The organism is Cytophaga hutchinsonii ATCC 33406 (genome assembly GCF_000014145.1).
In the GTDB taxonomy this organism is placed as follows: Bacteria; Bacteroidota; Bacteroidia; order Cytophagales; family Cytophagaceae; genus Cytophaga; species Cytophaga hutchinsonii.
Window position 1 is genome coordinate 2,942,811 of record NC_008255.1, and the last position, 19,528, is coordinate 2,962,338.

At 37.4% G+C, this 19,528-nt stretch carries 24 protein-coding genes; 16 read left to right on the forward strand and 8 right to left on the reverse strand.

Going from position 1 to position 19,528, the window contains the following annotated elements; all coding sequences use genetic code 11:
- Positions 1-27: 27 nt before the first annotated feature.
- From dapB to CHU_RS12490, 5 genes are all read left to right on the forward strand, one after another.
- A complete protein-coding gene (dapB, locus tag CHU_RS12470; protein WP_011585926.1) occupies positions 28-747 on the forward strand; it encodes a 4-hydroxy-tetrahydrodipicolinate reductase in 720 nt (239 codons plus the stop codon).
- A gap of 2 nt (positions 748-749) precedes the next feature.
- Positions 750-2,246, forward strand: coding sequence for a signal peptidase I (lepB, locus tag CHU_RS12475; protein ID WP_011585927.1), 1,497 nt, complete (start codon positions 750-752; stop codon positions 2,244-2,246).
- A 93-nt stretch (positions 2,247-2,339) separates the two neighbouring features.
- A complete protein-coding gene (gene lepB, locus CHU_RS12480) occupies positions 2,340-3,248 on the forward strand; it encodes a signal peptidase I (RefSeq protein ID WP_011585928.1) in 909 nt (302 codons plus the stop codon).
- Positions 3,249-3,277: 29 nt separating this feature from the next.
- Positions 3,278-3,886 carry a DUF2238 domain-containing protein gene (locus tag CHU_RS12485; RefSeq protein WP_011585929.1) on the forward strand — a complete coding sequence of 203 codons (609 nt, stop codon included), beginning with the start codon at positions 3,278-3,280 and terminating at the stop codon, positions 3,884-3,886.
- Between the two features lie 20 nt (positions 3,887-3,906).
- On the forward strand, positions 3,907-4,122 hold the full coding sequence (locus CHU_RS12490; RefSeq protein ID WP_011585930.1) for a DUF3820 family protein: 216 nt from the start codon (positions 3,907-3,909) through the stop codon (positions 4,120-4,122).
- 41 nt (positions 4,123-4,163) lie between these two features.
- Here CHU_RS12490 and CHU_RS12495 read toward each other — a convergent pair whose 3' ends face one another.
- Together CHU_RS12495 and CHU_RS12500 are read right to left on the reverse strand one after the other, a co-directional pair.
- The gene (locus CHU_RS12495; RefSeq protein WP_011585931.1) at positions 4,164-4,574 is read right to left on the reverse strand and encodes a GxxExxY protein; all 411 of its coding nucleotides are present in this window, start codon (positions 4,572-4,574) and stop codon (positions 4,164-4,166) included.
- Positions 4,575-4,668: 94 nt separating this feature from the next.
- Complete coding sequence (locus CHU_RS12500) at positions 4,669-4,902, reverse strand: (4Fe-4S)-binding protein (RefSeq protein WP_011585932.1); 234 nt, start codon at positions 4,900-4,902, stop codon at positions 4,669-4,671.
- A 200-nt stretch (positions 4,903-5,102) separates the two neighbouring features.
- Here CHU_RS12500 and CHU_RS12505 point away from each other — a divergent pair, with 200 nt between their 5' ends.
- Complete coding sequence (locus CHU_RS12505) at positions 5,103-6,443, forward strand: DEAD/DEAH box helicase (protein WP_011585933.1); 1,341 nt, start codon at positions 5,103-5,105, stop codon at positions 6,441-6,443.
- An 84-nt stretch (positions 6,444-6,527) separates the two neighbouring features.
- On the opposite strand, the gene CHU_RS12510 is transcribed toward CHU_RS12505, so the two are convergent.
- On the reverse strand, positions 6,528-6,995 hold the full coding sequence (locus CHU_RS12510; protein WP_011585934.1) for a hypothetical protein: 468 nt from the start codon (positions 6,993-6,995) through the stop codon (positions 6,528-6,530).
- Positions 6,996-7,151: 156 nt separating this feature from the next.
- On the opposite strand from CHU_RS12510, the gene CHU_RS12515 reads away from it, so the two are divergent.
- Positions 7,152-8,060 carry an NAD(P)/FAD-dependent oxidoreductase gene (locus CHU_RS12515; protein WP_011585935.1) on the forward strand — a complete coding sequence of 303 codons (909 nt, stop codon included), beginning with the start codon at positions 7,152-7,154 and terminating at the stop codon, positions 8,058-8,060.
- A 92-nt stretch (positions 8,061-8,152) separates the two neighbouring features.
- Here the strand turns inward: CHU_RS12515 and CHU_RS12520 are convergent, their stop codons facing one another.
- From CHU_RS12520 to CHU_RS12535, 4 genes are all read right to left on the reverse strand, one after another.
- Positions 8,153-10,012 carry a cytochrome c gene (locus tag CHU_RS12520; RefSeq protein ID WP_143144019.1) on the reverse strand — a complete coding sequence of 620 codons (1,860 nt, stop codon included), beginning with the start codon at positions 10,010-10,012 and terminating at the stop codon, positions 8,153-8,155.
- Positions 10,013-10,016: 4 nt separating this feature from the next.
- The gene (locus tag CHU_RS12525) at positions 10,017-10,592 is read right to left on the reverse strand and encodes an RNA polymerase sigma factor (protein WP_041932380.1); all 576 of its coding nucleotides are present in this window, start codon (positions 10,590-10,592) and stop codon (positions 10,017-10,019) included.
- 105 nt (positions 10,593-10,697) lie between these two features.
- Entirely contained in the window at positions 10,698-11,423 is a 726-nt protein-coding gene (locus tag CHU_RS12530) for a LytR/AlgR family response regulator transcription factor (protein ID WP_011585938.1), read from the reverse strand.
- A gap of 6 nt (positions 11,424-11,429) precedes the next feature.
- The gene (locus tag CHU_RS12535; protein WP_011585939.1) at positions 11,430-12,479 is read right to left on the reverse strand and encodes a sensor histidine kinase; all 1,050 of its coding nucleotides are present in this window, start codon (positions 12,477-12,479) and stop codon (positions 11,430-11,432) included.
- Positions 12,480-12,857: 378 nt separating this feature from the next.
- On the opposite strand from CHU_RS12535, the gene CHU_RS12540 reads away from it, so the two are divergent.
- From CHU_RS12540 to CHU_RS12575, 9 genes are all read left to right on the forward strand, one after another.
- On the forward strand, positions 12,858-13,898 hold the full coding sequence (locus CHU_RS12540) for a PAS domain-containing sensor histidine kinase (RefSeq protein ID WP_041932381.1): 1,041 nt from the start codon (positions 12,858-12,860) through the stop codon (positions 13,896-13,898).
- 111 nt (positions 13,899-14,009) lie between these two features.
- Entirely contained in the window at positions 14,010-14,645 is a 636-nt protein-coding gene (locus CHU_RS12545) for a hypothetical protein (RefSeq protein WP_011585941.1), read from the forward strand.
- Positions 14,642-14,941, forward strand: a complete 300-nt coding sequence (locus tag CHU_RS12550) for a winged helix-turn-helix domain-containing protein (protein ID WP_011585942.1) — start codon at positions 14,642-14,644, stop codon at positions 14,939-14,941. Before CHU_RS12545 ends, CHU_RS12550 begins: the two co-directional genes overlap by 4 nt.
- A 43-nt stretch (positions 14,942-14,984) precedes the next feature.
- The gene (locus CHU_RS12555) at positions 14,985-15,614 is read left to right on the forward strand and encodes a DUF1361 domain-containing protein (RefSeq protein ID WP_041932382.1); all 630 of its coding nucleotides are present in this window, start codon (positions 14,985-14,987) and stop codon (positions 15,612-15,614) included.
- Complete coding sequence (locus tag CHU_RS19295) at positions 15,589-15,969, forward strand: diacylglycerol kinase family protein (protein ID WP_011585944.1); 381 nt, start codon at positions 15,589-15,591, stop codon at positions 15,967-15,969. Before CHU_RS12555 ends, CHU_RS19295 begins: the two co-directional genes overlap by 26 nt.
- Positions 15,959-17,341 (forward strand): cell envelope integrity protein CreD, encoded by a 1,383-nt coding sequence (creD, locus tag CHU_RS12560; RefSeq protein WP_011585945.1) that lies wholly within the window; start codon positions 15,959-15,961, stop codon positions 17,339-17,341. The genes CHU_RS19295 and creD overlap by 11 nt, the downstream gene beginning before the upstream one ends.
- Positions 17,342-17,648: 307 nt before the next feature.
- A complete protein-coding gene (locus CHU_RS12565; protein WP_041932383.1) occupies positions 17,649-18,116 on the forward strand; it encodes a nuclear transport factor 2 family protein in 468 nt (155 codons plus the stop codon).
- A 16-nt stretch (positions 18,117-18,132) separates the two neighbouring features.
- Entirely contained in the window at positions 18,133-18,315 is a 183-nt protein-coding gene (locus CHU_RS12570) for a hypothetical protein (protein WP_011585947.1), read from the forward strand.
- Between the two features lie 2 nt (positions 18,316-18,317).
- On the forward strand, positions 18,318-18,779 hold the full coding sequence (locus CHU_RS12575; RefSeq protein WP_011585948.1) for a hypothetical protein: 462 nt from the start codon (positions 18,318-18,320) through the stop codon (positions 18,777-18,779).
- 1 nt (position 18,780) lies between these two features.
- Here the strand turns inward: CHU_RS12575 and ung are convergent, their stop codons facing one another.
- A complete protein-coding gene (gene ung / locus CHU_RS12580) occupies positions 18,781-19,449 on the reverse strand; it encodes a uracil-DNA glycosylase (protein ID WP_011585949.1) in 669 nt (222 codons plus the stop codon).
- Positions 19,450-19,528 lie beyond the last annotated feature (79 nt).

A 19,528-nucleotide genomic window follows, 5' to 3' on the forward strand; every position in this document is an offset into this window, starting at 1 on the left:
TTACATTAAATACCCAAATACATTCCTATGAGAATTGCATTAATAGGTTATGGCAAAATGGGCAAAACGATCGAACGTATTGCCATAGAAAGAGGACACACCATTTCAGCGATCATTGATGTTCATAACAAAGAAGACATTAAAAACCTGAACGGTTCAATGGCGGATGTTGCAATAGAATTTTCACAACCTGAAAGTGCTTTTTTGAATATCAGCCACTGCCTGGAAAATAACCTGCCGATCGTATCCGGTACAACCGGATGGTTAAAGAAAAAACCCGTACTGGATGAAATCTGCCGTCAGAACAACGGTTCATTCTTCTATGCTTCCAACTACAGCATTGGTGTAAATATTTTCTTTCACCTGAATAAAATATTGGCCGGATTGATGAAAAAATTTCCGGACTATGCTGTTTCCATGGAAGAGATTCACCACACAGAAAAGAAAGATGCGCCAAGCGGTACAGCGATTACATTGGCGGAAGGTTTGATGAGCCAGAACTCAGCTAAAACAAAATGGGTGAATGAAGCATCTGAAAACGATGATGAATTAGAAATTATTTCCAAACGTATCGATGACGTGCCGGGTACACATACTGTATTTTATAATTCACCGATCGATACAATAGAGATCAAACATACTGCACACAGCCGCGAAGGTTTTGCTCAGGGGGCTGTTATGGCTGCCGAGTGGACAGCAAAAAACCGTGGTGTATTTGGTATGAATGATTTGCTAAAAATCAGCTAAACATGAAGAATCTTGTTCCCCCTTCTTTTTTCAGAAGAATTCAATACAATACAATTGATTTATTATTTCTGATCATTGTACTGATCATTATTACGAATGCCTTACCGTTCTTCTCTACTGTTCCCACAGTTGTAAACTGGTTGTTATTCGGCGTACTGGGTATTGTGTATGATATTGTATTCCACAAATACATGCACTTCACACCCGGCCAGGATATAATGGGTATGTTTCTTAGAAACAGCGAAGAGCGCGGAGCGAATCCAACGGCAAAGCAATTAGCCATTCGTTTCATTCTTAAATATTACCTGTGGCCCTTTGTAATCATATCTATTCTGATCGATAAAGAAAGACGCGGCTTACATGATAAGATTGCTAAAACAATTTTATTGGAACTGGAACAGCCTAAAGGTCAAAAAAGAGTTTATACCAATTCGTTTCAGGAATGGGGCGATTCTATTTCGTTTGCCATTGTTGTAGCAACATTTGTACGTTGGATCTGGCTGGAGCCATACACCATACCTACCGGCTCAATGGAAAAAACATTGATGGTGGGTGATTTCTTATTCGTAAATAAATTATCCTACGGTACACGCGCACCCATCACGCCGTTACAGATTCCGCTTACACACCAGAAAGTGTGGGGAACAAATTTAAAATCATTCAGTGATGCCATTCGTCTTCCGTATTTCAGATTCCCGGGTTTCACAAAAATTAACAACAACGATATTGTTGTTTTCAACTACCCGCCGGAAACAGACCTTCCGGTTGATTTGAAAACAAATTACATCAAACGTTGTATTGCCATTCCGGGCGACAGCTTATCTGTACACAACAAGCAATTATTCATTAATGGTGTTGCAGTAGAAAATCCGCCGGCAATGCAGTTTAAGTACAAATGTTTTACAAATAATATCATCTCTGAACGTACACGTAAAAAATACAACATCCACACATACGATTTGTATTCTAATGATGTACTGCAGTTCCAGGGTAAAAAACTATACCTGATTGATCTGACACCTGCAACCGTTGCCAAGTTACGTACAGCTAAAGTATTTGATTCAATTGTAGATTTCAAACTGGACGAACTGGATCAGAATGGTTTGTTCTTCCCTTTTGCACGCAAATCCCAAAACTGGACTGCCGATGACTACGGTTCGCTGTGGGTACCCAAAGCCGGTGCAACAATTAAATTAGATTCAAACATGGTTGAAATGTATGGACAAACCATCATCAATTATGAAGGAGATAAGACAATTGAATTAGCAGGCGATAAATTAAAAATAGATGGTAAACTTGTATCTGAATATACTTTCAAACAGGATTATTATTTTATGATGGGAGACAACAGACATAACTCTGCCGACAGCAGATACTGGGGCTTTGTTCCGGGTGACCACATTGTTGGTAAAGCCTGGATGGTCTGGTTATCGCTCGATTCAGAACTTTCATTCCCGGAACGCATCCGCTGGAGCCGTTCATTTAAAATGATTAAATAACATTTTATATTACATAATAAAAATGCCGGGTGAATATCATCCGGCATTTTTATTATGAACTGTCAATAGCACTTTTAATAAGCTAAAGCTATTATGTATAAGCTAAAAAAAAAACTTTTTTATTGCAGCTTGCCATATATCATATTTTTATCCTTTACTAGTTATGCATTGAAGGTTATTTCACATGTGAAAATATTCACCATAAAATATAATTCAATGTCACCGTCTATTTCAAAAGGAGAGAAAGTAATTATTGATACAAATTTTTATTTGCATAATACAATTCAACGCAATGATGTAATTGCATTTTATTATCCACAACAACTCGATATAAAAATTAATCTAAAGACACCTTATATAAGCCGATGCATAGCAATCGCAGGTGATACCTTTTCAATAAAAAATAAAGAAGTTTTTATTAACCATCTAAAAGCAGCAAATCCTCCTGCTCTAAAATTCAGATATAAATGTTTTACATCTGAGCAAATTTCGGAAAATACAAAAAATAAATATACGATTGAAACAGATGATATTTATCTGAATAAATTAGTAGAGTATAATAATAAAAAACTATATATAATCGATTTAAATCCATATAACATACATAAATTAACTAAGGCACAAATATTTGATTCTATACAGGAGTTCAATCCTTCTGAATTCAATCCTTCTGAAATTTTATTTCCATTTGCACACAAAACACAGGATTGGAACTTAAATAATTACGGATCAATTTGGATACCTAAAAAAGCTAACACCATCAAATTAGATCCAAATATGATTGAAATATATGGACAAACCATTTTGAACTACGAAGACAATAAAGGATCATCAGTTAAAGACAACAAATTAACAATTAATGGTATAGTTTTACATGAATATACATTCAAAAAAAACTACTACTTTATGATGGGAGATAACAGAAGTAACTCTGCTGACAGCAGATACTGGGGTTTCGTTCCGGAAGATCACATCATAGGTAAAGCACGAAAAATACATTAGCTATATTTATTTAAAGATAATACCAATCTATGAAATACACATCCATCCTACTCATACTTTTTCTGCTTGTACTTACCTGGTCAGGTATACAACCGAAAGAAACGTTCACCTGGCTGCTCGAAATTTTTCCTGCCATTATCGGAGCCATTGTACTGATTGCTACAAGAAATTCCTTTCCGTTTACTCCGCTTGTCTATACATGTATCTGTATACATGCATGTATCCTGTGTGTTGGCGGCCATTATACCTATGCAGAAGTACCTGCATTTGATTGGTTAAAAGAAATGCTGCACCAGTCCAGGAATAATTACGATAAAGTCGGACACTTTGCGCAAGGCTTTGTACCTGCACTGATCATCCGTGAATTATTTATCCGGAAAGAAGTTGTATTCAATAAAGGCTGGCTCAATTTTATTGTTGTCTGCATCTGCATGGCAATCAGCGCTGCGTATGAATTGCTGGAGTGGTTTGTTTCACTGTTCAGCGGAGAAGCAGGCGATGCATTTCTCGGTACACAAGGCTACGTGTGGGATACACAATCCGACATGCTGTATGCTACTATTGGCGCTATCACTGCATTGATACTTTTATCTTCTGTGCAGAACAAACAGATAAAACAATTGCAGGATCAAAAGTAAAACAACAAACTGCACTTATTATGCAAGCGAATCCACAACTCCTGCTCGAACTCGTAAACATGCAAATGCCCTTTGGTAAATACAAAGGTGTGATATTATGTAATCTTCCGGTAAGCTACCTGGAATGGTTTCAGCGCAAAGGTTTTCCTGCGGGCAAGTTAGGTGTGCTGCTTGAAACCATGTATGAGATCAAACTAAACGGACTGGAAGATCTGTTGAAGCCGTTGAAAAAGTGATCGTGTAAATTTGGATTAGTTGGATTTATGGAAAATGTAGATTATTTCCTTGGTATCGTATTAAGCATTTTGTTTTTGGGATGTCTTAACCGTTTCACTTCAATACTTTTTGCTCCAAAATTTATTAATAAGCCTTTATCTAGCTTATATGCTACGAGATAATTTAATCCCTGTGCTAAATGAGTATCTTCGATGCATTTTAATGCTTTTAATTCAATGAGTAAGGAATCTTCAACTAAAAAATCAACCCTACGCGTTCCAATTTCTTCGCTATCATAAAATATTTTCATCTCTAATTCTCTAACAAAATTCAAATCCGCTTTTTTCATTTCAATTGCTAAAGCACGTTGATATATGACTTCCTGAAATCCATTGCCTAAAGTTGTATGTACCTTCATTGCACAACCTATAATCTTATAGGTCAAATCATCTTCAATTTGCTGATTATTCATTTTAAAATATGGTTATAAGTAAAAATCATTCACAAAAAACAGGGTGAAAAAATACATGTAATCCCATTTTCCAATCAATCCAATGAATCCAAATTCAGATATCTTCCAGCCTAACATAACTCAGCGCACCCGAAGGACATCGGTCTACGCGTTCAATAATTTCAGCAGTTGTACCACCTTCAGGAGTGATCCACGGCCGTTGCATAGGGTTAAATACACGTTTTAATCCGGTTGCCCCTTTCCAGCACAACGTTGAATGGGTGCAAAGGGATGGTTTCCATACAACCGTTATTTCATCGTTCGAGTAGTGTTTTGTGATATCGTCCATGGTGTTTCAATTTCAGGTTCTGCACCAAAAATATGCATTCTGACAGAAATTCTTATACAGTACATGCTTTTAATTTCCTCATACTTAGCTCAAATAGGTACAAGAACCCAATTCCTAGCATATTATATTGTATCTTGCATACTTTATTAATTACAGGATCGAAATACATTGATATTTAAGATTCTGATTTCCATTATATCATGTTATTTCAAGATTTAAAACTGATAGACCCCATTTTGAAAGCACTTTCAGAAGAAGGCTACACAACTCCCACTCCTATTCAGTCTCAGGCTATTCCGTATGTATTGCAAGGCAAAGACTTATTAGGCTGTGCACAAACAGGAACAGGCAAAACAGCTGCTTTTTCAATTCCTATTTTACAATTATTAAGTGTAAAGAAAAGTACGGATCGTAAAAGACCCATCCGAAGCCTTATTGTTACACCAACGCGTGAACTTGCTATACAAATCGGCGAAAGCTTACAGGCATACGGAAAATATACCGGATTAACTTCTACCGTAATCTTTGGCGGTGTTAATCAAAGCCGTCAGGTTACAGCCCTGCAAAACGGTATTGATGTATTGGTTGCCACTCCGGGCCGTTTACTGGATCTGATGAACCAGGGTTTTATTTCATTGCGCCACATTGAAATATTTGTACTCGATGAAGCCGACAGGATGCTGGACATGGGTTTTGTACATGATGTAAGACGCCTGCTGCTTGCTTTGCCTGCCAAACGTCAGTCGCTGTTCTTCTCTGCAACGATGCCTCCTGAAATTGTAAAACTTGCAGATAATATTTTAGTAAATCCGTCAAAAGTAGAAGTAACCCCGGTTTCATCTACAGCCGATACAATCAAACAGTTCATGTACTTTGTTGACAGAGGAAATAAAAACAATCTGTTGGTTGAAGTATTACAGGATCCCAAAATAAAAACCTGCCTTGTTTTCACACGTACCAAACACGTTGCAGATAAAGTTGTAAAAATGCTGGCGGAGCATAAAATTAAAGCAGAAGCCATCCACGGAAATAAAAGTCAGAATGCACGCCAGAATGCATTGACTAACTTCAAAGCACAAACAACACGGATATTGGTTGCTACTGATATTGCAGCACGTGGTATTGACGTAGACAATTTAGAATTTGTGATCAATTACGAAATTCCGAATATTCCGGAAACGTATGTACACCGCATTGGTCGTACAGGCAGAGCGGGTGCAAAAGGAACAGCTTTCTCTTTCTGCGATGCGGAAGAAAAAGCATATCTGAAAGATATTGAAAAACTGATTTCAAAAAAGATTCCTGTTATTGATGAACATCCGTATCCATTGATGGACCACAATCCGCCAAAGACACCACAAGGCCGCCAGCAGCGCCCTGCCTCATCATCACGACCTAAGGCAGCCTCCGGAGCAAACAGCGGAAGTTCACGTGCAGGAAATGCCGGCGGAAGCCAGCGCAGCAGTGGTTCTTCTTCCCGCAGCGGAAGCAGTACAGGCAAAAAGAAATGGTATGGCAAATCCGGATCGAATACTAAATAAGGTTAGCCGGATTATATAGATATAGCAAAACAAAAAAGGATACTTCATATTGAAGGATCCTTTTTTTGTTTTAGCGAATGTATTTTAAAGCAGCTGAATATCAAAAACAAGCGCTAATTGTAAGCTAACTGCAACTGCCAGACACAAAAGCCAGCCTGCAAACCAGAGAAACCCGATGTGCATATTTTTTACATGTATATAATACGATACAATCATTGCCGTTACAGATGCACATAAAGAACCTGCAAAAAATACAATACCGCTTTCCATTCCCAACAAGCAGCTTATTGAGTATGGAATCAGAATGAGCGAACCCATTAAACAGGTCTTACCGATGTTTTTAAGAAATAACCACCTGCGTTCGTCCATAAAGATCAACGCTGCAATCATCTGTATGTTCCATTTGGCACCGGCAATACAGCAGGAAAGAATCTTCTGATTTACATCGATGTAAACAGGCGACCATTCAATAAAGTACCAGGTAATTACAGTGGACAGAAAAAAATACAAAGCTGCCCGCTGCACATTTTTTTCATTTGAGTCTACAGTCATGAGTTAATCAAAATAAGCCATAAAGGTAAAGTGATCGATACAATCAGATGATGGAATTGTTTTCTTAGACGAAATAAAGAAGAACTATTCTGATCACCGTTGAACTAAAATACAGCCCTTTTCTGTTTCATTTCTGAACTTAATTGATTCCTGCTCATGGCTCACAAAAACAGGTTCGATGTAATTATCATCGGTGGAAGCTACAGCGGACTATCCGCTGCGATGTCGCTTGCGCGTTCATTACGCAAGGTTTTAATCATTGACAGCGGCAAACCCTGCAACCGGCAAACTCCTCATTCCCATAATTTTATTACCCATGACGGACATACACCCAAACAAATTTCTGAAGCTGCAAAACAACAGGTGTTATCCTATGATACGATCACCTTTTACAATGGTTTAGCTGTAAACGGAGAAAAAACGGATACCGGGTTTATGGTAAAAACAGAAAACGGTGATTCTTTTACTTCCAAAAAACTGGTAATAGCTACAGGTGTGCGTGATTTGATGCCTGCCTACAAAGGATTCGCCGACTGCTGGGGAATTTCTGTTTTACATTGCCCATATTGTCATGGCTACGAAGTACACGGAAAAACAATCGGTTTGTTGGGTAATGGAAATATAGGATTTGAATTTTGTAAGCTGATCAGTAACTGGACAAAAGATCTTATTCTTTTCACCGATGGTAAATCAACGCTGACGTATGAGCAGACACGAAAAGTACAAGAGCACAACATTAAAATCGTTGAAAAAGAAATTGCTGAATTTATTCATGAAAATGGGTATGTGAAATATGTACTGTTTAAAGATGGCACGCAGCATGCAGTAACAGCTTTGTTTGCCAGGATACCGTTTGAACAGCATTGCGCAGTGCCGGCACAATTGGGTTGTACATTGAATGAAGACGGATTGATAAAAACAGACGAATTTAATAAAACCAGTGTACCTGGTGTATATGCCGCCGGTGATAACAGTTCACCCATGCGTGCTGTAGCAGCCGCTGTAGCTGCAGGTTCTAAAGCAGGCGCCGTATTGAATAGAGAAATGATTGAAGAAGCCTTCTAGAAATTACAGAACAATAAAATAAATGATTATCCCATTTATTTTATTGTTCTGTAGATAAACTAATATCCTATTTTAACGCAGTTGACTTGAATCTAAAATGCATCAATCTTTTGCTTCTCTCCTCCTGCGTTTACAGTTATTATTGTATCTACAACATTTTCTTCATATGTACTACAACTGCAATTACAATCCTTTGGCGTTAACAGCTCTGCAGCTTTTATTTTTTCTTCAAGTTCATTTAAACTGAAATCTATTTTACGAAGAGAAGCGGCATGTTTTGAATCCTTCGCTTCCACAGAAATCCCCTCTGTATTCAGTAACTCTTTTATTTTAAGATTAAATGCTTCTTTAGAAATTACTGCAGGAGATAGACTGATAGTATTTAACGTACCGGTCGTAAACGTAGCAGCAGCGTATATGAGCTGACCCTTTTTTTCACCTACCAGATACACATGAGCTGTTTTTCCCTGAGGCAATTTTATATTTCCATTGTCTTCATAAAAACCATACGTATCATTTTTATTTTTCAGCAAGCCTCCGCGTGCATGAACGTTCATATCCGGCAAAACGAAATAAATATTAAAAGTATTAATAAATGATGTATCTACATGCACAATTAAATTTGACGCAACTAATCCCGGAGCATTTTTAGTAAGCATATCAATATTATACCAGCCAAATGAATTGATTTCAATCTGATAATATTCGGATTGCTGATAAGCAGTACGAATCAGGAGTTTTCTATCCGCACTATTAATCAATGCTGCATCATCAGGCATTTGCATCACTTTCATAGAACGGTTTACCTGTTTAATAAAAGGACTGTTATCTGTATTAATATCGATACGTTTATTCTTAAGCATGTTCTTTTGCGCATTTAATGATGCTATCAACGTGTTATACGTTTTGCATTTTTGAAAATTGATATATGTTTCATCTTTCGGATACGGCAGCTTCAACCGTTTACTTTCGTCAGTAAAATAATCACACAGTGCTTTAATGTCTTTATCGGTATACGTTACAAAAGCTGTCATTTCTGCTTTATTATATTTATTATACAAACAACATGCATATCCTTCACCCGGCGATATTTGCATAGCTGTCGAATCATTATTCATATATTTCACTCCACCTTTAATCATGCTTGAGGAATTATTTATAAAAAGCTTAAGCCAGTCAAAATCCCTTCGTTTACCTATATAAGCCAGATCAGGGCCTACAGATTCTTTCCCTAATGTGTGGCAGCTTTTACAATTTTCTTTAAACAATATCTCTCCTTCTGAAACTACGTTCTCTGACGTTTCCGGTTTTAGCGGAACCGGATCCTGCCAGTCTATCTTACCGGCAGCAGTAGGTTGGCCTTTGTATAATTTCATATCTGCATTCACTTCATCTGTCGGCACACTTACAACTATTGGCTTCACAATCTTTACGCGCGCACTGTCTTTCGCCCGGATGTAAAACATCCCACCGCTGCTCAGCAACTCTTTTCCCGACTTGGTCGTCAAACCTCCACGGATCATATCTTCCATGCTATACGCTTCTTTCAGAACCAATACAACATCTTTATCTGTTGATTGCAAGGACCCGGAAGGTATTGTTATAAGTGCCCCCTTAGCCGTATGCAGCGTTGTATCGCGATCAATGCGTACAACAAATTCCTGTGTCTCCAATGAATCAACCGAACTGATCTCTTTTACTTCAGGGACCTTTACGTATCCATCGTTTTCATGTTCTTGTGCTTTTTTAACTTCCCGTTCCAGTTTTGTAACCGTGTATACAGTTACCATTGCAAAAATTACAAGGAACAAACTATTCAAAAACAGTTTTGTTGTATAAAACGGTTTTGAATAAGATCTGAATTCAGCCAGCACATTTTCAAAATTCCGCTTCGATTCAATTTCTTCTTTTGAAACCGGTGTACGGTTTATATTTATCTTAATTTTTTTCATGGTCTTATCTCGTTGCCAATATACATTTCTTTAATTTTTCCAGAATGCGGTATACTTTTACCTTTGCATTATTTTCTGTCAGCTCAAGTATCTGCCCGATCTCTTTAAAGGCACGGCTTTCAAAAAAACGCATCTCAATCAACTGCATATCAGCTTCTGCCAATTGCCCCAAACATACTGTTAAGTTTTTTTCTTTTTGAATCAGGCCTTCATCTGCGTCTGCTTCGTGCAGCAATCCTTTCAGGGCATCTACATCTATATTTAAGGTACGCTGCACCTTATTCTTTTCAATTGACCGGTATACTTCATTCCGGGCAATGCGATATAACCACGATGAAAATGGTACGCCTTTAAACGCATAACGCGGCAAATGTATCAATGCTTTAACAAATACCTGCTGGCTAATATCAAAAGCAGCCTCCTTATCATCGGTGCGCTGATAGATATAGCGAAAGATTGGCTCGTGGTATTTTTCGTACAGAGGTTGAAAAGCAGCAGGATCTTTTTTAGAAACTTCAATAACCTGAAGTTCTTGTTCCATGGTTTGCACGGATACATGATAACGGGACGAGGAACTCATACTTTATTGCTTTATTCATACCTATAACCGGAAGACGGAAAAAAGATACATGCAAAGATGAAGTATTTTTAAAAGAATAAAAAAGACAGAAAAACAAGGGATGGATCAGTCTAACGAATTGCGTCCGACAAATTCCTGAAATTGCTGTTTAAACTGGTCGGCAATAGGAATGTATTGATTATTAATGATCGCCTGGCTGCGTTCAATCGCCTGAATCTTATTGAGTGCAATGATAAAGGAACGGTGCACACGCATGAATTGGGTAGATGGCAATTCTTCTTCCAGTTTCTTTAAGCTTGAATGGGTAAGAATGGGTTTGGTTTCATTTACCAGCCATACTTTTACATAATCCTTTAATCCTTCGATATATAAAATATCATCCAGCATCACCTTGAGATGTTTATAATCAGCCCGGATAAAAATATAAACAGGCTCTTCTTTTCCTTCACCTTTACGGCTATTCTGCACCAGCGCAAACCAGTCGCGTGCTTTCAATGCAGCGGTATAAAACTCTTCAAAATTATAGGGCTTTAACAGATAATCCAACGCTTCTACTTTGAAACCATCAATAGCGTACTGATCAAAGGCTGTAGTAAAAACTACCCGCGTATCTTTACCAATGGTTCTGGAAAGCTCTATGCCATTAAGTTCCGGCATTTGTATGTCCAGAAACAACACATCTATTTTTTCATTGTTGATTTTTTCCAGCGCTTCAAAAGCATTGCTGCATTTTCCTTTCAATTCTAAAAAAGGAATTTTCGACACATAACTTTCCATTAAGCTCAATGCCATGGGTTCATCATCAACAATCAAACAGGTTATCTTCAGCATATGAACTTAGCATTGTGTGTATTTCAAATATTGAATGCGTAATGTGGTATGATAGATTCCATAAATCACTTCGCGTTTAAATTCATGTGCATCGGGATATAATAATGCCAATCGCTTTTCCATGTTTTCCAAACCGATCCCCGAACCGCTCTTATCCGACACATCTTTAGGTATATATAAATTTTCTGTCGTAAAAACGATGGTATCATTTTTAACCGATAAATTAAACCGCATGGTAGATTTTTGAGAAGCGGATACACCGTGTTTGAAGGCATTTTCAATCAATGAAATAAATAACAACGGCGCTACATCAATGTTTTTTTCAAGCGGACTGAAATTCGCTTCAATGGCGGTATTGGTAGAAGTACGCAATTGCATCAATTCAATATACCGCTTCATAAAATCAATTTCCTTTGATAGCGGAATCATTTCAACAGAGGTATCATACAGCAAGTATCGCATCAGCTTTCCTAAACTATGGACAACTTCCTTCGCCTGTTCCGGGTGCTGATCAATCAGCGAATAAATATTATTCAGCGAATTAAAAAAGAAATGCGGCTGCAGCTGATATTTTAAATGCTGTAATTCAGATATCAGTTTTTCATTTGCTGCCTGCCTGTGTATATCTTCTGATCCCATCCAGCGTTCGTACGTTTTTAATCCGATCGAAAACAACACCGGAATAATAAGTGAAATCATATCTACATACAGATATAACTGCAGCGGAGGTGCATTGGGTTTTACCACACCCAAAGTGCAGCATACTTTTTTTACCTCATAGTTGACAAAAACAAAAAACACAACCATAATTATATTCAATAATATAAAAACCGACTTGTTCGGGGAAAACCAAAAGCGGTCAATCAGAATAAAATAATTGGTATAAAAAATAATCAGACAGTATACCAACGGAATAGTGGAATGCCGTAAGTTGCGCATGAGATTAAATTCATCGCCTACCGAAAGCAGATACGGCAAACTGAATAGAACCACCCACACAATTACGTGTGTGCCGATGAATATATAGCTGCGTTTTATATCTTTTTCAGTATTCATATTTCTGTATTCTTATCATTTTGAACAACCGCAGATTAAATCCATGGGTTATTTTTAATCTGTAGATCATTAAATACTAGTATCTGTATTTAAATAAACAAAAAAGAAATCTATACCTGTGATTCTTTATATATATGGGGTAATTGTTTCGATAAAAGCACCTATTTTGTCGTTCCAAATACAACCAATTGTTAACAAAAGATAATGAACAATTACAAAGAATGAAAATATCCGGTACATTCATGTACGATATGCATAAGTATTTGATCATTCAATCAACCAATCAGTGCGAGTCACGTATTAATGACAAGGAATATTAAATTTGTACGTATTCATTTACGAATTCTTCAGCTATAATTTTTATCATCCATGATACCAATGAACGTTACCTTTGAACACGATTTTCAGACCATGCGCGAATCGTTTTTTGAAAATGCGCAGGAAGCATTTGCCATTCTGGATAAAGATTTAAATTTTATTGATATAAATAAATCTTTTACAGAATCATTAAAAACAGGCCGTGATAAACTTATTGGAAAAAATATTATTGAATTCAATTCTTCCATTAAAAATACCGAACGTTTCAGACTGTATCAAAAAGTATTGCAAACCGGGGAATCAATTATTCTGGATGATATCCGTTTACATCCTAACCTGGGAAGTTATACAATACGGGTTTCCTGTTTTAAAGTAGGTGAAGGTATAGGTTTAGCGATTTTAAACATAACCGATTTACGCGACGCGATAGATGATCTGGAAACCTTTATCTATAAATGTTCTCATGACATGCGCACGCCGGTTTCAAATATTTATGGATTGATTCAGCTGGCATTAGAAGATACCAAAGATCCCCACACGGTTGAATTTTTGAATATGATCAAACATCAGACAGACCGGTTGGACCACATCATTCACCAATTAGCAAATACCAGCCGGTTAATGCATGATAATAAAATCATTTATCTGGTAGATCTGAAAACTGTTGTATCCGATGTGATTGATTCGTTTTCAAAAATTCCAGATTTTGAAGCCATAAAGTTTACTGTTACTTCTTCCAGCAAAGAAAAATTTTTCAGCGACAAATCTCTGCTGATTTGTATCCTCGAAAATATTATAGACAATGCAATTAAATACAGAAATCACGACATACAATCTTTAATAGACATTAACATGTCCGATGAAAAAAGCGGCGTCCGCATTACTATTAAAGATAACGGTATAGGTATTGATGATGATATTCAGAAGAATGTGTTCAAAATGTTCTACAGAGGCACTAACAAAAGTTCCGGATCCGGTTTAGGGTTGTATACCGTAAAACATTTTATTAAAAAGCTGAAAGGAGAAATTTCCTTAACCAGCGAAAAAAATACAGGAACGACCTTCTCTTTCTATATCCCCAATGTAAATACGGATAAATAAGCCTGCTATAGGTTTTATTTCAGGTTTTAAAAATCAATATTATTTTTTTTAAAAAAATAGTTGCAAAGATTAAAGGTTTTACATTACTTTGAAATACAAAGTTCTTTTATAATGACTGAAATAGACAAACAACTTTCTGACCTGAAGCAGATCCGTCAATTAATGGAGCGGTCTTCAAAATTTATTTCGTTAAGCGGACTATCCGGTATATCTGCAGGCGTTATTGCGCTGATCGGTGCATTTGTTGCCCGCTGGCGCATACACAATGTATTAGATTTCAACAACGTAGTTTCCTACAAAGCAATTCCCAGTTTCGATGTGCTGTACAGTTTACTGTTTGAACTGATCGCGTTAGCCAGCATTACGCTTATACTTGCTCTGGCTGCTGCATTTTTCTTTACAAATAAAAAAGCTTCCGAACGCGGCGAATCTCTGTTTGATTCTCTTAGCATCCGCATGCTGGTGAACTTAGCCATACCACTTATTACCGGGGGTATATTCTGTTTGTTTCTTTTACAGCAAAATATTAGTTTAATTGCACCTGCCATGCTCATATTCTACGGCCTTGCGTTAGTTAATGGCAGCCGTTACACTGTTGACCATATTCGTTATTTAGGAATGGCTGAAATTGTACTGGGGTTAATAGCCGGCCTGTTTCCCGGTAAAGGTCTGTTGTTTTGGGCAACTGGCTTTGGCGTATTCCATATTATTTATGGAGCAGTGATGTACTTTAAATTAGAACGTTGAAAAATTTCATTTCCCATTTAAATAAAGCGTTTGAGAACAGGCTCCGGTTAGGCATCATGTCTATTCTGATTACCAATGACTGGATTGAATTCAATACACTCAAAGAATTGCTTGAGGCTACAGACGGTAACCTTGCAAGCCACATTACAGCGCTTGAAAAAATAAATTATCTCGAAGTGCGTAAAGCGTTTATCGGTAAAAAACCCAATACGTCTTTCCGTATCACAAAAGAAGGCCGGAAGGCTTTTAAAGACCATATTGACGCGCTCGAACAACTTATAAAAAAATCTTCGTGATTTTTTTTATCCTTAAACTTTGCAATTCAAAGTACTTTACTATATGAAAAACAGATTATTTATTTTAGCCATTCTCTGCCTCCTGCTTGAAGCGGGACGTATGCTGTATTCAGGCACACTTGGCTACATGTTCCTCATCTGGAACCTGTTTCTGGCAGCTGTCCCCTATCTGTTGTCCACGCACATACAGGCCACAAAACCAACAGGCTTAAACCTGATCGGAAAATGTTTTATCTGGTTGCTGTTCCTGCCGAATGCCTTATACATCATCACCGATCTGAAACATTTACATGAACGCCCACCGGTACCGGAGTGGTTCGACTGCCTGCTTTTATTCAGCTTCTCTACCCTGGCATTGCTACTTGGCCTGTTGTCTTTTTATCAAATGAATCAGGTACTGAAAAGATATGCACCTGCTTTTGTTCAGCACATCATACTGATCAGTATTTCGCTCTTAGCCGGCTTTGGTGTGTACTTAGGCAGGGAACAGCGCTGGAACAGCTGGGACATCTTTACCAATCCTTTTGATTTATTTTCTGCATGTATTTCCTTAAGTACGGAACCACACGTGTGGGCATTCAGTCTGTGCTATGGTTTTGCCTTTTTAAGTATGTACCACATCATTTCATCTTTGATCCACTACCGTCATGAAACACCCGGTCAATTGGTTTAATAGTTTAAACTATGCCTGCAACGGTTTAAGGCTTTTGTGCAGCGAACGGAATTTCCGGATACACCTGCTTGCCGCTGTGAGCGTTTGCATACTTTCTCTCTGTCTGCATCTTTCCACGCTTGAATGGGCATTTATAGCATCCGCTATTGTATTGGTTCTTGTCACAGAAAGCATCAACACGTGTATCGAATATCTATGCGATTTTATTACTGCAGACTATTCATTTGCGATCAAAAAGATCAAAGACATTGCCGCTGCCGCTGTACTGCTAAGTACGGTATATGCGCTTACCCTCGCTTTTATTATTCTATTACCTAAAATTTTATACTTAACTACTTACAACTATGAGTTCTAATTTCAATACATGGGCACGTACCTCCATTACATTAAAACTGGTCATAATAGGCATCTTGGTTTTGGTATTGCTTATACCAACCAACATGGTGCAGAACTTAATACAAGAGCGTGAAACAACCCGCGACAGCGCCGTTTCAGAGGTAGCTTCAAAATGGGGAATGGACCAAACAATTGGTACACCGATTATTTCTATTCCCTATTACACCGTTGTGGTAAACGCAAATAATCAAAAAGAAACGTATCGGAATTATGCGCACATTTTGCCGGATGACATTAAAATAAAAACAAAGCTTGTGCCTTCTACAAAGAAACGTGGTCTTTATGAAGTTGTGTTGTATAATACACAGGTGTCCATACTCGGATCATTTAAATCTGAAATTCAAAACCTGCAGCAAAAAACAAGCAATACGCTGCGTCTTGATCAGGCCTGTATTCAGCTGGGCATATCGGATTTGAAAGGATTAAAAGATGTAGTGCAATTCAACATGGATGGAACAGACACATTTGAATTCAACCCTGGTGTTCCAAATACAGATATCTATAATTCAGGTATGAGTTTTCCGATTGACTTAACGGCGAAAGATGCCTTTGCCTTTTCATGCAATCTGAATTTAAATGGCAGCACATCCCTTCACTTTCAGCCTTATGGAAAAAAAACAATGGTGGAATTAACTACTACATGGGCCAACCCGAGCTATCAGGGAGCCTTCCTGCCTGACACCAGTATCACTACTGAAACAGGTTCTTATGCGCGCTGGAAAATACTGCAGCTAAACAGAAATTATCCCCAATATGGTTTTGGTGATTTTATCAGACAAAGTGAACGCGCAGCTGCAAACATAACCGATGGGCAAGCTTCGTCCTTTGGTTTGCGTCTGATTTTACCCGTAGATCAGTATCAGAAAATCACGCGGTCTGCAAAATATTCCATCATGTTTATATTATTAACTGTTGTTGCTTTCTTTTTTGTAGAAATCATTAACAAGAAAAAAATTCACCCGATACAGTATTTGTTGATCGGTTTTGGTATCGTATTGTTTTACGTGTTATTACTTTCTATTTCTGAGCATACCAATTTTGAAACCGCTTACTGGATTTCATGCGCCGGCATTGTACTGCTGATCAGTTTATATACACAATCCATGCTTCGCAAAATTAAAGTTACCCTGCTTATCGCTGCTATCCTGAGCACGCTTTATGTATTCTTTTATGCTTTGCTGCAATTACAGGATTTCTCTTTACTAATGGGAAGTATCGGCTTATTCATTATACTGGCTGTTACCATGTACCTGACCCGAAATATTGACTGGTACAAAGAAGACAATTCTTCAACAGAAAATTTTTCTGCAGCGCCTGAATCACTTGACTAAAAAAAACAGATAAGTCTTCAGAAAGCGGTCATTCTTGCTCATAGATTGACCGCTTTCTTGTTTTATACTTTTATTTGTCTGTATTAAAAATCATCTACTTATTTATTATATGTACATCAATAATTTTTAAAAATTGAACCGAATATTCACCGTATGAAGCATTTACAGGAAAATAGTTATTACTGCCCTGAAACGGAAACAATTTTGCAACTGAAATCGTTGATATGATAAACATATTTTCAGTCTTGTAAAATACGTTTCTACGTATTTTTTATGTTATATTGATTTACCTAAACCAGTGTATGCTATGTTAAATCAGGAAGTTTTAGAACATTTTTATCATTGCTTCAAGTACAAAGATGCTGAAGGTATGGTAAGCTGCTACCACGACAAGGTTGTATTTACGGATCCGGCTTTTGGAACATTAAAAGGTGAAGCAGCAAAAAATATGTGGCGCATGCTGCTGGAAAGAAGTACAACACTGGATATTGATTACAGCAATATATCTGCCGATGCAGAGCATGGCAAAGCACACTGGACAGCTACCTATATATTCTCTAAAACAAACAGAGAAGTTGTAAACCATGTTACTTCGAAATTTGAATTTAAAGATGGTAAGATCATACGGCACATCGATTCATTCAACCTGAAGATATGGGCCAATCAGGCTTTAGGTATTAAAAGTACGCTGCTGCATTTATTCGGACAGCTGAAACCTGTTGTGCAATCAAATGCCCGAAAGACCTTGATTGGTTATATAAAAAAAAGAAGATAGATTTTATAGAAGATGTATGACTGTCTATTTTTTAAGTGGATTAGGGGCCGACAAACGCATCTTTCAAAAATTACGTCTGTCGGAAAAACTTTCGATTGTATACATTGACTGGCTGCAGCCTTTAAAAGATGAATCAATTAAAGATTTGTACAGCGCCTGGCTCCTGTTATCAACCAGAACGAACCATTTACCATTGTAGGTTTGTCCTTTGGAGGGATTATTGCGACAGAGCTTTCTAAAATTGTTTCTCCGGTTCAAACCATTATCATTTCAAGCATTTCAACAGATAAACAATTACCCTGGCATTTGCGCATGGTAAAATATCTCAAACTCCATAAATTCATTCCAACGCGTTTTTTACAGGTAAAAAGCCGGTTGGTTTATTGGTTCATGGGTGCAAATACCATCCGCGAGAAAGCGGTGTTCAATCAGATCTTAAAAAACACGGATATTGTTTTTTTCAGGTGGGCAGTATCCGTTCTTCTAAAATGGAAGCAGGCAGCACCGATTAAAAATTTACAGCATATTCATGGTTCTTCTGATAATATTTTTCCGCTTTCCAATATTAGCTGCAGCCATGTAGTACCGTATGGCGGGCATTTAATGGTATATTCCAGATCCGAAGAACTTTCACTTCTATTAAATAAACTCCTGGATCGCTGATCTACCAGTCAATTTCTTTTTTGCCAACGGATTTAAGATACGCATTTGTTTTGCTGAAGTGTTTGTTCCCGAAAAAACCATTATATGCTGAAAACGGTGATGGATGAGCTGATTTCAACACCAGATGTTTTTCTCTATCAATGATTTCACCTTTTTTCTGTGCGTAAGCTCCCCATAAAATAAATACAACATGTTCTTTTTCATCAGAAACTTTTTTAATAACAGCATCGGTAAATGTTTCCCAGCCTTTTTTCTGATGCGAACCTGGAGTATTTGCTTCAACAGTTAATGTTGCGTTGAGTAATAATACACCCTGATTTGCCCAACGCTCCAGATTACCGGATACTGGCGCAGATTTCCCCAGATCAGATTCAATTTCCTTGAAAATGTTTTTTAAAGATGGCGGCTGTACAATGCCATCATTTACTGAAAAACACAGGCCATTTGCCTGTCCAGGACCATGATACGGATCCTGCCCAATAATCACAACCTCTACGGCATCAAACGGGCATGCATCAAATGCTTTGAAAATATTTTTTCCGGCAGGATAAATAACACGTGTTTTATATTGTTCTTTTACAAATTGTATCAGATTTTTAAAGTATGTTTTATTGAATTCATCCTGAATTCTATGCTTCCAGGAAGTTTCAATCTTAATATCTTCAGACATAATTCAGTTTTGATGTGGTTATTTATAAAACTATTCAGTAAATTTAACTGTTATCGAATTAACAACATATATAATTTCT

Excerpts from the sequence above, each read along its gene's own strand:
- CHU_RS12520 (WP_143144019.1), bottom strand. The coding sequence starts at position 10,012 with ATGAAAAAAATTAAGATAAATATAAACCGTACACCGGTTTCAAAAGAA.
- CHU_RS12500 (WP_011585932.1), bottom strand. The coding sequence starts at position 4,902 with ATGGACGATATCACAAAACACTACTCGAACGATGAAATAACGGTTGTA.
- CHU_RS12485 (WP_011585929.1), top strand. The coding sequence starts at position 3,278 with ATGAAATACACATCCATCCTACTCATACTTTTTCTGCTTGTACTTACC.
- CHU_RS12530 (WP_011585938.1), bottom strand. The coding sequence starts at position 11,423 with ATGCTGAAGATAACCTGTTTGATTGTTGATGATGAACCCATGGCATTG.
- CHU_RS12535 (WP_011585939.1), bottom strand. The coding sequence starts at position 12,479 with ATGAATACTGAAAAAGATATAAAACGCAGCTATATATTCATCGGCACA.
- CHU_RS12505 (WP_011585933.1), top strand. The coding sequence starts at position 5,103 with ATGTTATTTCAAGATTTAAAACTGATAGACCCCATTTTGAAAGCACTT.
- CHU_RS12565 (WP_041932383.1), top strand. The coding sequence starts at position 17,649 with ATGTTAAATCAGGAAGTTTTAGAACATTTTTATCATTGCTTCAAGTAC.
- CHU_RS19295 (WP_011585944.1), top strand. The coding sequence starts at position 15,589 with ATGAAACACCCGGTCAATTGGTTTAATAGTTTAAACTATGCCTGCAAC.
- ung (WP_011585949.1), bottom strand. The coding sequence starts at position 19,449 with ATGTCTGAAGATATTAAGATTGAAACTTCCTGGAAGCATAGAATTCAG.
- CHU_RS12490 (WP_011585930.1), top strand. The coding sequence starts at position 3,907 with ATGCAAGCGAATCCACAACTCCTGCTCGAACTCGTAAACATGCAAATG.
- dapB (WP_011585926.1), top strand. The coding sequence starts at position 28 with ATGAGAATTGCATTAATAGGTTATGGCAAAATGGGCAAAACGATCGAA.
- CHU_RS12515 (WP_011585935.1), top strand. The coding sequence starts at position 7,152 with ATGGCTCACAAAAACAGGTTCGATGTAATTATCATCGGTGGAAGCTAC.
- CHU_RS12570 (WP_011585947.1), top strand. The coding sequence starts at position 18,133 with ATGACTGTCTATTTTTTAAGTGGATTAGGGGCCGACAAACGCATCTTT.
- CHU_RS12525 (WP_041932380.1), bottom strand. The coding sequence starts at position 10,592 with ATGAGTTCCTCGTCCCGTTATCATGTATCCGTGCAAACCATGGAACAA.
- lepB (WP_011585928.1), top strand. The coding sequence starts at position 2,340 with ATGTATAAGCTAAAAAAAAAACTTTTTTATTGCAGCTTGCCATATATC.
- CHU_RS12510 (WP_011585934.1), bottom strand. The coding sequence starts at position 6,995 with ATGACTGTAGACTCAAATGAAAAAAATGTGCAGCGGGCAGCTTTGTAT.
- CHU_RS12545 (WP_011585941.1), top strand. The coding sequence starts at position 14,010 with ATGACTGAAATAGACAAACAACTTTCTGACCTGAAGCAGATCCGTCAA.
- lepB (WP_011585927.1), top strand. The coding sequence starts at position 750 with ATGAAGAATCTTGTTCCCCCTTCTTTTTTCAGAAGAATTCAATACAAT.
- CHU_RS12495 (WP_011585931.1), bottom strand. The coding sequence starts at position 4,574 with ATGAATAATCAGCAAATTGAAGATGATTTGACCTATAAGATTATAGGT.
- creD (WP_011585945.1), top strand. The coding sequence starts at position 15,959 with ATGAGTTCTAATTTCAATACATGGGCACGTACCTCCATTACATTAAAA.
- CHU_RS12555 (WP_041932382.1), top strand. The coding sequence starts at position 14,985 with ATGAAAAACAGATTATTTATTTTAGCCATTCTCTGCCTCCTGCTTGAA.
- CHU_RS12540 (WP_041932381.1), top strand. The coding sequence starts at position 12,858 with ATGAACGTTACCTTTGAACACGATTTTCAGACCATGCGCGAATCGTTT.